General features: G+C 70.0%; 10 protein-coding genes. 4 read left to right on the top strand and 6 right to left on the bottom strand.

The genetic code is table 11. The annotated features are described in order from the left end of the window. Window positions 1–99: 99 nt before the first annotated feature. Window positions 100–852 (bottom strand): 30S ribosomal protein S2, encoded by a 753-nt coding sequence (gene rpsB, locus YS110_02145; GenBank protein UJB63641.1) that lies wholly within the window; start codon window positions 850–852, stop codon window positions 100–102. Between the two features lie 378 nt (window positions 853–1,230). On the opposite strand from rpsB, the gene YS110_02140 reads away from it, so the two are divergent. Next, a complete protein-coding gene (locus YS110_02140; protein ID UJB63640.1) occupies window positions 1,231–2,481 on the top strand; it encodes an FAD-dependent oxidoreductase in 1,251 nt (416 codons plus the stop codon). A gap of 23 nt (window positions 2,482–2,504) precedes the next feature. Beyond that, complete coding sequence (locus YS110_02135) at window positions 2,505–4,022, top strand: NAD(P)H-hydrate dehydratase (GenBank protein ID UJB63639.1); 1,518 nt, start codon at window positions 2,505–2,507, stop codon at window positions 4,020–4,022. A gap of 9 nt (window positions 4,023–4,031) precedes the next feature. Here YS110_02135 and YS110_02130 read toward each other — a convergent pair whose 3' ends face one another. Beyond that, a complete protein-coding gene (locus YS110_02130; protein UJB63638.1) occupies window positions 4,032–4,979 on the bottom strand; it encodes an NAD-dependent epimerase/dehydratase family protein in 948 nt (315 codons plus the stop codon). Window positions 4,980–5,095: 116 nt separating this feature from the next. Between YS110_02130 and YS110_02125 the strand changes: the two genes are divergently transcribed. Further along, window positions 5,096–5,998, top strand: a complete 903-nt coding sequence (locus tag YS110_02125) for a LysR family transcriptional regulator (GenBank protein UJB63637.1) — start codon at window positions 5,096–5,098, stop codon at window positions 5,996–5,998. 19 nt (window positions 5,999–6,017) lie between these two features. On the opposite strand, the gene phaR is transcribed toward YS110_02125, so the two are convergent. From phaR to YS110_02105, 4 genes are all read right to left on the bottom strand, one after another. Beyond that, window positions 6,018–6,533 (bottom strand): polyhydroxyalkanoate synthesis repressor PhaR, encoded by a 516-nt coding sequence (gene phaR, locus YS110_02120; protein ID UJB63636.1) that lies wholly within the window; start codon window positions 6,531–6,533, stop codon window positions 6,018–6,020. Between the two features lie 150 nt (window positions 6,534–6,683). Continuing rightward, window positions 6,684–7,148: a histidine phosphatase family protein gene (locus tag YS110_02115; GenBank protein UJB63635.1), complete on the bottom strand. Its 465-nt coding sequence runs from the start codon at window positions 7,146–7,148 to the stop codon at window positions 6,684–6,686. Further along, window positions 7,145–9,307, bottom strand: a complete 2,163-nt coding sequence (gene ppk1, locus YS110_02110) for a polyphosphate kinase 1 (GenBank protein ID UJB63634.1) — start codon at window positions 9,305–9,307, stop codon at window positions 7,145–7,147. The genes YS110_02115 and ppk1 overlap by 4 nt, the downstream gene beginning before the upstream one ends. Before the next feature lie 119 nt (window positions 9,308–9,426). After that, window positions 9,427–10,248, bottom strand: coding sequence for a GNAT family N-acetyltransferase (locus YS110_02105; protein UJB63633.1), 822 nt, complete (start codon window positions 10,246–10,248; stop codon window positions 9,427–9,429). 134 nt (window positions 10,249–10,382) lie between these two features. On the opposite strand from YS110_02105, the gene YS110_02100 reads away from it, so the two are divergent. Continuing rightward, window positions 10,383–12,590 carry an EAL domain-containing protein gene (locus tag YS110_02100; protein ID UJB63632.1) on the top strand — a complete coding sequence of 736 codons (2,208 nt, stop codon included), beginning with the start codon at window positions 10,383–10,385 and terminating at the stop codon, window positions 12,588–12,590. The last annotated feature ends 1 nt before the right edge of the window (window position 12,591 follow it).

Here is a 12,591-nt window from a genome sequence, read left to right as displayed (position 1 = left end):
AAATCTCTCCGTATCAGTTCATTTCGTCACAACAGAATAAAAAAAGGGGGCTCACCAGGGGCCCCGCTTTTTCTTGCGCCCGGTCGCGCAGCCGGGGAATCAGGCAGCGGATTCTTCCACTTCCACGAATTCGTCGGAACCTTCGCCGGCCACGGCCTTGGCCACGTCGGCCACGGCGTTGGCGCGGCCTTCCAGGATCGCGTCAGCAATGCCGCGGGCATACAGCGCCACAGCCTTGGCCGAGTCGTCGTTGCCGGGGATCACGTAGTCGATGCCCTCGGGGTTGTGGTTCGAGTCCACCACGCCGATCAGCGGAATGCCCAGCTTCTTGGCTTCGGACACGGCGATCTTGTGGTAGCCCACGTCGATCACGAAGATGGCGTCGGGCAGCGCGTTCATGTCCTGGATGCCGCCGATGTCCTTTTCGAGCTTTTCCAGCTCGCGCACGAACATCAGTTGCTCTTTCTTGCTCATGGACTCCAGGCCGGCTTCCTGCTGGGCCTTCATGTCCTTCAGGCGCTTGATCGAGGTCTTGACGGTCTTGAAGTTGGTCAGCATGCCGCCCAGCCAGCGCTGGTCCACGTAGGGCACGCCGGCGCGCTGCGCCTGCTCGGCCACCAGCTCACGGGCCTGGCGCTTGGTGCCCACCATCAGGATGGTGCCGCGGTTGGCGGCGAGCTGCTTGGCGAACTTCTGCGCCTCCTGGAACATCGGCAGCGACTTTTCCAGGTTGATGATGTGAATCTTGTTGCGATGGCCGAAGATGAACGGGGCCATCTTGGGGTTCCAGAAGCGGGTTTGGTGGCCGAAGTGGACACCGGCTTCCAGCATTTCACGCATGGTGACGGTCATGAGAGTTGCTCCAAAGGTTGGGTCTTAAATCCAGCCCGCCATTTGCCGCCCCTCGTGCAAGAGGCTGGCAACACCTTGAAAGGGCTGGTTCGCGATTGGTTTTGCCGCAGGGCCACCTGGCCCGCCGCACTGGCCCTGGATTACCCTAGGAAAGGCGGCTTCGGCAAAACCCAAGGATTCTAGCATGGCCGGCCATGCATCCCACGGCAGACGCGGCACGGGTTGCTTTTTGCCCCACGGTTCCACCCAAGCCGCACCTTGCGCGGGCACAATGCCCTTGGCATGCTGCACTGCACGATCCGCAGCCTGGAAAACTAACAAAACAATAGCTGCTAGCGCTTACCCAGCAAGCCCTGAAGACCAAAAACACCCAAAATCATGAAAATCGCCATCGTGGGCGCCGGCATCGTCGGAGTCACCACTGCGTACGAACTCGCCCGCGACGGGCACGCCGTGACCGTCTTCGAGCGCCGCGCCAGTGCCGCCGAGGAGTCCAGCTTCGCCAACGGCGCGCTGCTCGCCCCCGGGCTGCTGCGCCCCTGGGCCGCACCAGGTGCGCTGGGCCCGGCGCGCGCGCCGCTGCTCGGCCGCCAGGCCCTGGTGCGCATCGCCAGCGGCGCCACGCGCGCCGACCTGGCCTGGCTCTGGCGCTGGCGCCGCAACGCCCTGCAGGCCAGCAAAGGCCCGCTCCCGCCCGCCCTGGCCGCCCTCGAACAATTGGCCCGCTACAGCCAGGGCCGCCTGCGCCAGACCATGGAAACACTGCAGCTCGACCCGGAAACCCGCAGCGGCGGCCTGGTGCTGCTGCGCAGCGAAGCCGAGCACGCCGCGCTGGCCCCCGTGCTGCAACTGCTGCGCGACGCCGGCGTGGTGCTGCACGAGCTCGATGCCGAAGCCGCGCGCACCATCGAGCCCGGGCTGTGCCCGCAAACGCCCCTGGCCCGCGCCCTGCACCTGCCCGGCGGCGAACTGGGCAACTGCCGCCTGTTCGCCCTGATGCTGCGCCAGGCCGCACAGGAGCTGGGCGTGCAGTTCGCCTTCGGCGCCACGGTGCGCCAGCTGCACACGGCCCCAGCCCGCGTGGAACTGGCTGGCGACAGCAGCCCCCGCCGGTTCGACGCCATCGTGCTCTGCGCGGGCAGCGCGTCCGCAGAACTCCTGCGCCCCCTGGGCCTGCGGCTGCCACTGGCGCAGCTGCATGGCTACACGGTGAGCACGCCCTTGCGCGACGAGCTGCACGCGCCGCTGGCCAGCGTGGTCGATGCCAGCCAGCGCATCAGCATCACGCGGCTGGGCCAGCGCATCCGCGTCGCTGGGGGCGCGGAGCTGGGGCGCTGCGCCACGCACCACCAGCCCACGCTGGAGCGCATGTACCAGGTGCTGACCGGCTGGTTCCCCGGCGGCGCGCAGCTCTCGGCGGGCGTGCAGGTCTGGCGCGGCAGCCGTGCCATGCTGCCCGACGGTCTGCCGGTGCTGGGCCTGAGCGGCCAGCCCGGCCTGTGGCTCAACATCGGCCACGGCGACAGCGGCTGGGCCCTGGCCAGCGGCTGCGCGCGCGTGCTGGCCGACCTGCTGGCCCAGCGCACGCCCGAGGCCGACCACGGCGCGCTGGCCATCGGCCGCTGGTGACGCGGCCGGCGCAGAATGCCGCCATGCACCCGGTCACCACGCGCCAGCACCTCCCCTTGTTCGACCTCGCGGCCACGCGCCGCATCGAGGCCGCCGCCGCGGCCGCCCTGCCCGCGCACACGCTGATGCAGCGCGCGGGCGCGGCCACAGCGCGCCTGGCCCGCGCGCTCGCGCCGCATGCGCAGCGCATCTGGATCGCCTGCGGCCCCGGCAACAACGGCGGGGACGGCCTGGAGGCCGCCATGCACCTGCACCAGAACCTGCACCGCCATGGCGTGGCCGTGACCGTCACGTGGCTCGGCCAGCCCGGCCACGCGCCCGCCGATGCCCTGCGTTCATGGCAGCGCGCGCGCGATGCCGGCGTCTCCTTTTCCGACACGCCGCCCACCGGCCTGGGCGCGCACGACCTGTGCATCGACGCCCTGCTGGGCATCGGCCTGGCCCCGGAGGACGCGCCGCGACCGGCCGACGCCCGCCTGCGCGCCTGCATCGACGCCCTGCACGCCAGCCCCGCCACAGTGCTGTGCGTGGATCTGCCCTCCGGCCTGCAAACCGACACCGGCCAATACGCCGCCGCGCTGGCCCCGGCCGGGCTGCCCGCCGCACCGCGCCACACCCTGAGCCTGCTGACGCTCAAGCCCGCACTGTTCACCGGCGCGGGGCGCGATGCGGCGGGCACCGTCTGGCACGACGGCCTGGGCGCCGCGCCCGGCGATGAACCGCCCTGCGCCTGGCTCCCCGGCCTGCCCGCCGCCGCCGCGCGCGCCCACGCCAGCCACAAGGGCAGCTACGGCGATGTCGCCGTGGTCGGCGGCGAGGGGCTGGCGCAGCGCGGCATGGGCATGGGCGGCGCGGCGCTGCTCGCGGGCAGCGCCGCGCTCCACGCGGGCGCAGGCCGGGTGCTCGTGGCCCTGCTCGACGGCGGCGCGCAGCCCGCCGATACCGCGCAGCCCGAGCTGATGCTGCGCCGCTTCGACGCCCTCGATCTGCCCCGCCTCACCGTGGTGTGCGGCTGTGGCGGCGGCATGGCGGTGGCGCCGCTGCTGCCCCAGGTGCTGGCCGAAGCGCCGCGCCTGGTGCTGGACGCCGACGCGCTCAACGCCATCGCGGCCGACTCCGGCTTGCAGCAGCAACTGGCGCACAGGGCCGCGCAGGCACGGCCCACCGTGCTGACGCCCCATCCGCTGGAAGCCGCGCGCCTGCTCGGCTGTACCACCGCCGACGTGCAGGCGCGGCGCCTGCAGGCCGCCCAGCAACTGGCCGGGCGCTTCGGCTGCGTGGCCGTGCTCAAGGGTTCGGGCAGCGTGATCGCCGCGCCGGGCCGCGCGCCGGCCATCAACCCCACGGGCAACGCACGCCTGGCCACGGCAGGCACCGGGGATGTGCTGGCGGGGCTGCTCGGCGCCCGGCTGGCCGCGGGCGGCGACGCCTTCGAGGCGGCCTGCGCCGCCTGCTGGCAGCACGGGCACGCCGCGGATATCTGGCCCGCCCCGCGCGCCCTCACGGCATCGCGGCTGGCGCGCGCGCTGTCCGCTGGCTGACTTGGTCATTCATGGCGTTCGCGCCGCCACCATGCTCTCGCGCAGCCCCTGCGCGTAGGGCGTCTTGGCGAGGGGGCCAACCAAGCGCTGCAGGGCCGTGTCGTCCAGGATGAGCGGATCGGTGACCAGGTAGTGCATCTCGACCAGCTCGCGCATGAGCGGGTTGAACAGCCCCGCGATGCGCAGCAGGGTCTTGCCCGCGATGCGGCGGCGCAGCGGGCGGCCCGCGAGGCGCTCCAGTTCCTGCAGCAGCGCCTGCTGGGTGGTGGCGCCGCTGCCGGCCAGGTGCCAGGTGCGTCCGTAGGCCTGGGGATGGCGCGCCAGCCGCAGCACCACGGGGCCCACGTCGGGCACGTACACGAATTCATGCGGCCGGTCGATGGGCCCGAGCATCTGGGCCACGCCGCCGTGCGCAGCGGCCTCGATGGCCGAGTGCAGCAGGCTGGACGCGACGCCGGGGCCGTAGAAGTCGGGCAGGCGCAGCACGGTGGCGCGAATGCGGCCCGCCGCGTGCGCCTGCAGCAGCAGGTCTTCCTGCGCCTTGCGCATGCGCCCCTTGAAGGTGTGGGGCGCGCGCGGGTGGTCCTCGCGCACCGGGTTGGCGGTGCGCAGGCGGCCATAGGGGTAGATGGTGCCGATCAGCACCACGTTCTGCACGCCCGCGGCGATGGCGCCCTCCAGCGTCTGGCGCATGAGCCGGGGATGCAGCGCGAACTGCCAGTAGTTCACCCCCACCATATAGACCAGCGTCTCCACGCCCTGCGCGGCCTGGCGGACGGAGGCGGGGTCGTCGGGGTTCCAGCACACGCGCTCGGCCAGCGGGTCGTGCCCGAAGGCGGCGCGCAGGGCGGCTTCGCCGCGCCCCACCACGCGGTAGGCGCGGCCCTCGGCACGCAAGGCGGCCGCGACGCTGCGGCCCATGGCGCCGCTGGCGCCAAACAATGCAATCTTCGACATGGCGGTTTCCGGATCACGCCCGGTTCGGTGGTTCATCACGGAGCGCAGTCTGCGCCCTGTGGCACCAAAAGAAAATTGCCTAGAATTCTTTGTTTACCATACATTTTTGAATACCCATGCCGCACGCCGAGCCCCCATGGGAGTGGTACCGCAGCTTTCTGCAGGTGCTGGAGTCCGGATCGCTTTCGGCGGCCGCGCGCACGCTGGGGCTCACGCAGCCCACGGTGGGCCGGCACATCGGCGGGCTGGAGGCGGCACTGGGCCTGGGCCTGTTCACGCGCTCGCCCGAAGGCTTGGCGCCGACCGACGCCGCGCTGGCGCTGCAGCCCTATGCGCGCGACATCGCGGCCACGGCGGCGGCATTGCGCCGCGCCGCCAGCGGCCATGGCGACGGGGTGCGTGGCACGGTGCGCATCACGGCCAGCGAGATCGTAGGGGTGGAAGTGCTGCCGCCCATCCTGGCGCGCCTGCGCACGGCGCACCCGCAGCTGGCCATCGAGCTGGCGCTGTCGAACCAGCCCGACGATCTGCTGCGCCGCGAGGCGGACATCGCCGTGCGCATGTTCATGCCCACGCAGGGCGCGCTGATCGCCCGCAAGGTGGGCACCATCGAGCTCGGCCTGCACGCGCACGCCGACTACCTCGCGCGCCACGGCACGCCCGCATCGCTGAAGGCCCTGGCGCACCACGCGCTCATCGGCTACGACCGGGAGACCGCGTACATCCGCCGCATGGGCGGAAAACTGGGGGGCCTGGGCCGCAACCACTTCAGCCTGCGCGCGGACAGCGACCTGGCGCAGCTCGCCGCCATCCGCGCGGGCTATGGACTGGGCATCTGCCAGGTGCCCCTCGCGGCGCGGGACGCGCGCCTGGTGCGCGTGCTCGGGCGGCAGCTGTCGCTGCAACTCGACACCTGGGTGGTGATGCACGAGAACCTGCGCGGCAGCCCGCGCTGCGCGGCGGTGTTCGATGCGCTGGTGGCGGGCCTGGCGGCCTACATCGGCCCCGCGCCCGGCTGACGCCGGGGCAGCCGCGCCGTCAGCGCTTGATGCCGAAGGCGCCGAGCATCTGCTCGGTCTGCTTCTGCAACTGCTCCTGCATCTGCGTGAGCATGGCGCGCGACTGCTCGGCGTAGCCGCCCATGAGCCCCTGGCCGCCCAGGAACTGCTTCCACATCTCGGGCGTCATGCCCTGCGTCTGCTCTGCCAGGCGCGCCTGCACGTCGGTGAAGGTCTGGATGTTCTTTTCCAGGTAGCTGCCCATGAAGCCCTGCATGGCGTGGCCGTAGAAGCGGATGATGTTGGCCAGCACGGCCTCGGAGAACATGGGCGCGCCGCCCGCTTCTTCTTCCAGAATGATCTGCAGCAGAATGCTGCGCGTCAGCTCTTCGCCCGTCTTGGCGTCGCGCACCACGATGGGCTGGCTGGCCATCACCAGTTGCTTGACCTCGGCCAGGGTGATGTAGGTGGAGGTGTCGGTATCGTACAGGCGCCGGTTCGGGTACTTCTTGATGACACGCTGGGCGGACTTGGCAGCCGCTTTTTTCTCTGGCACAGCAAACTCCTAGGGCATTTATTGCAGTGCAATAGATTCTAGGCACTGGCGGCGTGGCGCCCCGCCGCATTAACCCTGAAGCGGTGTTCTCAAAAACCATAGCTGCCAGCGCTTGCCTGGCAAGGGCTAGAGGCCAAAAACACCCAAAAACTACAGAAAATCCGGCGCCATGACCGCCATCAGCACGGTCTGGCTCTGCTCCAGGCGCTGGCGCTGGCGCAGCCACCACACGGCCCCCTTGCGGATGGCGCACTCCCCCTCGCCCATCCCCAGCAGCTGCGCCGCCGTCTGCCCCAGCAGCGGCTGGTGCCCCACCACCAGCACGGCGCCGCGCGCCCTGGGCCACTGCACCAGCTCCAGCAGTTCCGTGGGCGTGCCCTCGGGCAGCAGCTCGGCGCGCAGCTTGTACTTGCGCCCCAGCGCCTGGGCCGTCTGCTCGGTGCGCCGCGCGGGGCTGCAGAGCACGCGCAGGCCCTCGGGCAGTTGCCGGTCGAGCCAAGCCGCCATGCGCGCGGCCTGTTTCTCGCCGCGCGGGGTCAGGGCGCGCTCCAGGTCGTCCAGGCCATCCTCGCCCTCATGGGCTTCCGCGTGGCGCCACAGGATCAGATCCATCATTGCTCTTTCCGTTTCTTGCGCGCCGCCGTGGCCTGCTGCTGCCCGTAGCGCACCATGAGGGCGGCTTGCGCGCCCGCGCCGTCGGTGGGGCGCGGGGCGCGCTCGTAGCGGCCATCGGGCCGCTGCGTCCAGGCGTCGCGGTCGTCGTACAGGTAGGCCACCAGGCATTCGTCGATGATGCGCTGGCGCAGGCCGGGCTCGGTCACGGGCCAGGCCAGCTCCACCCGGCGCATCATGTTGCGGTTCATCCAGTCGGCGCTGGAGAGGTACAGCTCCTCCTGGTCGCCCGCGGCGAAATAGAACACCCGGGTGTGCTCCAGAAAGCGCCCGATGATGGAGCGCACCCGGATGTTGTCGGTCACGCCGGGCAACTGCGCGGGCAGCATGCAGGCGCCGCGCACGATGAGGTCGATGCGCGCGCCCTGCTGGCCCGCCTGCACCAGGGCCCGCATGAGGGCCTCGTCGGTGAGGGCGTTCATCTTGGCGACGATGCGCCCGCCCTGCCCTGCCTGCGCCGCCAGCCCGACGCGCTCGATCTTCTCGATCATGCGCTTGTGCAGGTGGAACGGCGCCAGCATGAGCTGGCGCAGCCGCGGCGGCCGGTTCTGGCTTGCCAGGTGGTTGAACACGCCGTCCATGTCGGCCGTAATGTCGGCGTTGGCCGTGAGCATGCTCAGGTCGGTGTACAGGCGCGCCGTGCGCGGGTTGTAGTTGCCGGTGGACAGGTGCCCGTAGCGGCGCAGCTGGCGCCCCTCGCGCCGCGTGACCAGCAGCATCTTGGCGTGCGTCTTCAGCCCCACCACGCCATAGACGACCTGCGCGCCGATGGATTCGAGCGCCTCGGCCCAGTTGATGTTGGCCTCTTCGTCGAAGCGCGCCTTCAGCTCCACCACGGCCATGACTTCCTTGCCGCGGCGCACCGCCTCGCGCAGCAGCTCCATCAGCTCGGAATCGGAGCCGGTGCGGTAGATGGTCTGCTTGATGACCAGCACGTCGGGGTCGTGCACGGCCTCGTGCAGAAAAGCGAGCACGGTATCGAAGCGTTCGAAAGGCTGGTGGATCAGCACGTCGCGCTCGCGCAGCTGCGCCAGGATCGGGGCGCCTTCCTGCAGGCCCACCGGCCACGCGCCGCGCCAGGGCGGGAACAGCAGCCCCGGGTCGTTCACCAGGTCCACCAGTTGCGACAGCCGCACCAGGTTCACCGGGCCCTGCACGCGAAACAGCGCGCCCTCGGGCAGTGCGAACTGGGACTGCAGGAAATCCGCCAGGAAGCGCGAGCAGCTCGACGACACCTCCAGCCGGACCGCCTGGCCGAAATGGCGCTGCTGCAGCCCCTGGCGCAGCGCCGTGCGCAGGTTGCGCACGTCTTCTTCGTCCACCGCCAGGTCGGAGTGGCGCGTGACGCGGAACTGCGAGAACTCGGTGACCTCGCGCCCGGGAAACAGATCGGCCAGATGCCCGCGGATCACGCTGGAGAGCATGACGAACAGCGCGCCCTTGGAAGCCACGCGGCCCGGCATGCGGATGACGCGCGGCAGCACGCGCGGCACGCGCACGATGGCGATCTCGTTGTTGCGCCCGAAGGCGTCCGAGCCCTTGAGGCGCACGATGAAATTGAGCGACTTGTTGGCCACCAGCGGGAACGGGTGCGCCGGATCGAGCCCCACCGGGATCAGCAGCGGCCGCACCTCGCGCTGGAAGTACTCCTGCACCCAGCGGCGCTGCTCGGGCGTGCGTTCGCCGTGCGAGACGATGCGGATGCCCTGCGCCGCGAAGGCCGGCACGAGCGCATCGTTGTACAGCGCGTACTGGCGCGCCACCAGGTCCTGCGCCTTGGCCATGAGTGCCTCGAACGAGGCCACAGTGTAGGCCCCCTTGGTATCGCCGCCCTGCGCCGCCGTGATGTGCGGCGCAGCGCGCACCTCGAAGAATTCGTCGAGGTTGGACGAGACGATGCACAGGTAGCGCAGGCGCTCCAGCAATGGCACGTCGCTGCGGCAGGCCCAGTCGAACACGCGCTCGTTGAAGGCCAGGATGCTGTGGTCGCGGTCGAGAAAGGCCTGGCCGAAAGCTGGCTGCGCGGCTTCTGCGGCGGGCGCGGGTGCAGCAGGCGCTGCGCCGTCGGCGGGTGGGGTCGATGGAGGGGGAATGGACGGCATGTATGCGGCTTCAGAGAGCGACAGCACCAGTGTCGCCGCCGTTGGTGACAGATTAATGACACTCGCATGACGGTCACGGAGCCGTCACGCCGCAAGCCCGCAAGCGCGTGCTGGCGCGCTCAGCCGAGGAAATGGCGGCGGTAGCGCGCGGGCAGATCGGCCATGCGCATGAACATGGGCAGGTCGGCGGTGTTGAAGTCCGGATCCCAGGCCGGCGCCCCCAGCACGCGTGCACCCAGGCGCAGATAGCCCTTGATGAGCGCGGGCGGCTCCACGGGCAGGGTGCCGTCGAGCTGCTGCACCGGCAGCGGCAGGCGCGGGCGCACATGGTGCTCGATAGGGGCCAGGTGGGTGTGGCGCAACTGCTCCCAGATGCTGGCGGCCACGTCGCCGCTGACGACGCCGTTGTGCAGCATGGGAATGCTGGCGCAGCCGATCATGGCGTCGAGACCGTTGCGCACCATGAAGTCGGCCAACGCACCCCACAGGGCCAGGATCACGCCGCCGTGGCGGTGCTCCGCATGCACGCAGCTGCGCCCCAGCTCCACCATGCGCGGGCGCAGCGCGCGCAGCCGCGTCAGGTCGAACTCCAGGTCGCTGTAGGTGCTGCCCACGCGGCGCGCCTGGGCGGGCGTGAGCACGCGGTAGGTGCCGATCACCTCGCCGCTGGCCAGGTCGCGCACCAGCAGGTGCTCGCAATAGTCGTCGAACAGGTCCACGTCGTGGCCCGCAATGGCGGTGTTCAGGCGCGCGCCCATCTCCTGCGCGAAGACGGAAAACCTCAGCCGCTGCGCCTGCCGTACCTCGTCGAGGTGCCGCGCCCAGGTGACTTCCAGGCCGGGACACGCCACAGGCCGCGCACCCAAAGCAATGCCAGGGCGGTGAAGAGACCCCCTGGGAAGGGGCGACAGCGGCAGCGTGGGATTGGGCAGTTCGTTCATCGGGACTTCTCCTTCGGCCCTGTGGCCGTGCCCGAAGTGTGGTGCGGCGCCATGACAACACCGTGACGACAGAGACAGCCCGATAGAATACAATTTGGAACATATCTTGCAATTACCACGCATCTTTCCCGTTCATGTTCCACCCGGTTGAGGTCTCGGAAGTTCCCGGGCCGGTCGTTGGCACGTCCCTGCAACGCACCTTGCGCGAACAGCAAACCCTGCTGGACAGCGCCGGGGTCGGCATTGTCTTCATCCGCCACCGGGTGGTGGTGCATTGCAACCAGCGCTACGCCGAGATCTACGGCTACGCCAGCTCGCAGGAGCTGCTGGGGCACAGCAGCGAAACCCTGCACCCCAACCGCGAGGCCTTCCGAGCCCTGGGGCGCGAGGCCTACACAACGCTCAGCGAAGGCCAGACCTTCCGCTGCGAGCGCCAGATGCGCCGGCGCGACGGCACGCTGTTCTGGGCCAGCCTCACGGGCCGCCTGATCAACCCGCAGGACACGCGCGAAGGATCGATCTGGACCGTTGATGACATCGACGAACACAAGCAGACGCAGGCCCTGCTGCGCACCATCCAGCTGGAAAAGCAGGTGCTCTTCGACCAGGCCATGGTCGGCATCGTGTTCCTGCGCGAGCGCCACCTCACCCGCTGCAACCGGCACTTCGAACAGATGCTGGGCTACGAGCCCGGCGAGCTGATCGGCAGCCCGTCGCGGCGCTGGTACCGCAGCGACGCCGACTGGGAGGACGCCGGCCGGCGCTGCTACGCGCCCTTCGCGCTCGGGCAGTCCTTCGCTGGCGAAGTCACGCTGTGCCGCAAGGACGGCACCCCAGTGGTCTGCGACATCCGCGCCAAGGCCATGGGCGCGCAGGGCTCGGTGTGGATCGCCATGGACATCACCGAGCGCAAGCGCACCCAGGAGGCGCTGGCCAAGGCCCACGAGGAACTGGAGCGCCAGGTGCGCGAACGCACGCGCGAGCTGCACGAGACCGTGGTCGACCTGCACCGCGAGATCGTGGACCGCAAGGAAGACCAGGACCGCATCCACTGGCTGGCCCACTACGACGCTCTGACCGGCCTGCCCAACCGCACGCTGCTGGCCGAACGCAGCCAGCAGGCCATACGCGAAGCGGCCAGCGCCGGGACGCCGCTGGCGGTGATGTTCATCGACCTGGACCACTTCAAGCACGTCAACGACTCGCTGGGCCACCGCGTGGGCGATGCGCTGCTGATCCAGATCGGCAACCGCCTGCGCGCCGTGGTGCGCGAGTACGACACCGTGTCGCGCCTGGGCGGCGACGAATTCGTGCTGCTGCTGCCCGGCGCCAACGCGCAAGGCGCCGCGCGCGTGGCGGGCAAGCTGCTCGAAGCCTTCCGCCAGCCCTACCAGATCGGCCACCACGAGCTGACCATGGCGCCGTCGATGGGTATCGCCCTGTACCCCAGCGACGGGCAGGACTTCGACGCCCTCACCCAGTCCGCCGACGTGGCCATGTACCGCGCCAAGCGCGACGGCCGCGCCACGTTCCGCTTCTTCACGCCGGAGATGCAGGCGCAGTCGCTGCGCGCCCTGCAGCTGGAAAACGCCCTGCGCCGCGCTATGGAGCGCCAGCAGCTGGAGCTGCACTACCAGCCGCAGATCAACATCGCCACCGGGCAGGTGCGCTGCGTCGAGGCGCTGCTGCGCTGGACCCATCCCGAGCTGGGACGCATCTCCCCAGCCGAATTCATTCCCGTGGCCGAGAACAGCGGCCAGATCCTGCAGATCGGCGAATGGGTGCTGCGCACCGCGCTGGCGCAGTTGCAGGCTTGGCGTGCGCAAGGGCTGGACCGCATCAAGGTCGCGGTGAACCTCTCGGCCATCCAGTTCCACCAGCCGCAGTTGCCCGAGATGGTCAGCCGCCTGCTGGCCCAGGCCGGGCTGCCGCCCGACGCGCTGGAACTGGAGCTGACCGAAGGCGTGGCCGTGGCCGACCCGCGCGCCGCCATGACGACGATGCAGCAATTGCGCGCGCGCGGCGTACACCTGTCGATGGACGACTTCGGCACCGGCTATTCGTCGCTGAGCCAGCTCAAGCATTTCCAGCTCTACAAGCTGAAGATCGACCAGTCCTTCGTGCGCGACCTGGAGCACGACAGCAACGACCGCGCCATCGTCAGCGCCATCATCCGCATGGCACAGGCCCTGGGCCTGCAGACCACCGCCGAGGGCGTGGAAACCGCCGCGCAGCTGCAGTTCCTGCGCGAGCAGGGCTGCGACGAAGCGCAGGGCTACCACTTCAGCCCGCCGCAATCGGCGGGGCAGATCGAGTCCTTTCTGCTGCAGCGCTGCGTTTAGA

It is taken from the genome of Acidovorax sp. YS12 (genome assembly GCA_021496925.1).
In the GTDB taxonomy this organism is placed as follows: Bacteria; Pseudomonadota; Gammaproteobacteria; order Burkholderiales; family Burkholderiaceae_C; genus Paenacidovorax.
Note: the sequence above shows the minus strand (reverse complement) of the source record. Positions and strands in the feature narration are given on the sequence as shown.

Coding starts and splice junctions, on each gene's coding strand:
- rpsB (UJB63641.1), bottom strand. CDS start 852: ATGACCGTCACCATGCGTGAAATGCTGGAAGCCGGTGTCCACTTCGGC.
- YS110_02140 (UJB63640.1), top strand. CDS start 1,231: ATGAAAATCGCCATCGTGGGCGCCGGCATCGTCGGAGTCACCACTGCG.
- YS110_02135 (UJB63639.1), top strand. CDS start 2,505: ATGCACCCGGTCACCACGCGCCAGCACCTCCCCTTGTTCGACCTCGCG.
- YS110_02130 (UJB63638.1), bottom strand. CDS start 4,979: ATGTCGAAGATTGCATTGTTTGGCGCCAGCGGCGCCATGGGCCGCAGC.
- YS110_02125 (UJB63637.1), top strand. CDS start 5,096: ATGCCGCACGCCGAGCCCCCATGGGAGTGGTACCGCAGCTTTCTGCAG.
- YS110_02115 (UJB63635.1), bottom strand. CDS start 7,148: ATGATGGATCTGATCCTGTGGCGCCACGCGGAAGCCCATGAGGGCGAG.
- ppk1 (UJB63634.1), bottom strand. CDS start 9,307: ATGCCGTCCATTCCCCCTCCATCGACCCCACCCGCCGACGGCGCAGCG.
- YS110_02105 (UJB63633.1), bottom strand. CDS start 10,248: ATGAACGAACTGCCCAATCCCACGCTGCCGCTGTCGCCCCTTCCCAGG.
- YS110_02100 (UJB63632.1), top strand. CDS start 10,383: ATGTTCCACCCGGTTGAGGTCTCGGAAGTTCCCGGGCCGGTCGTTGGC.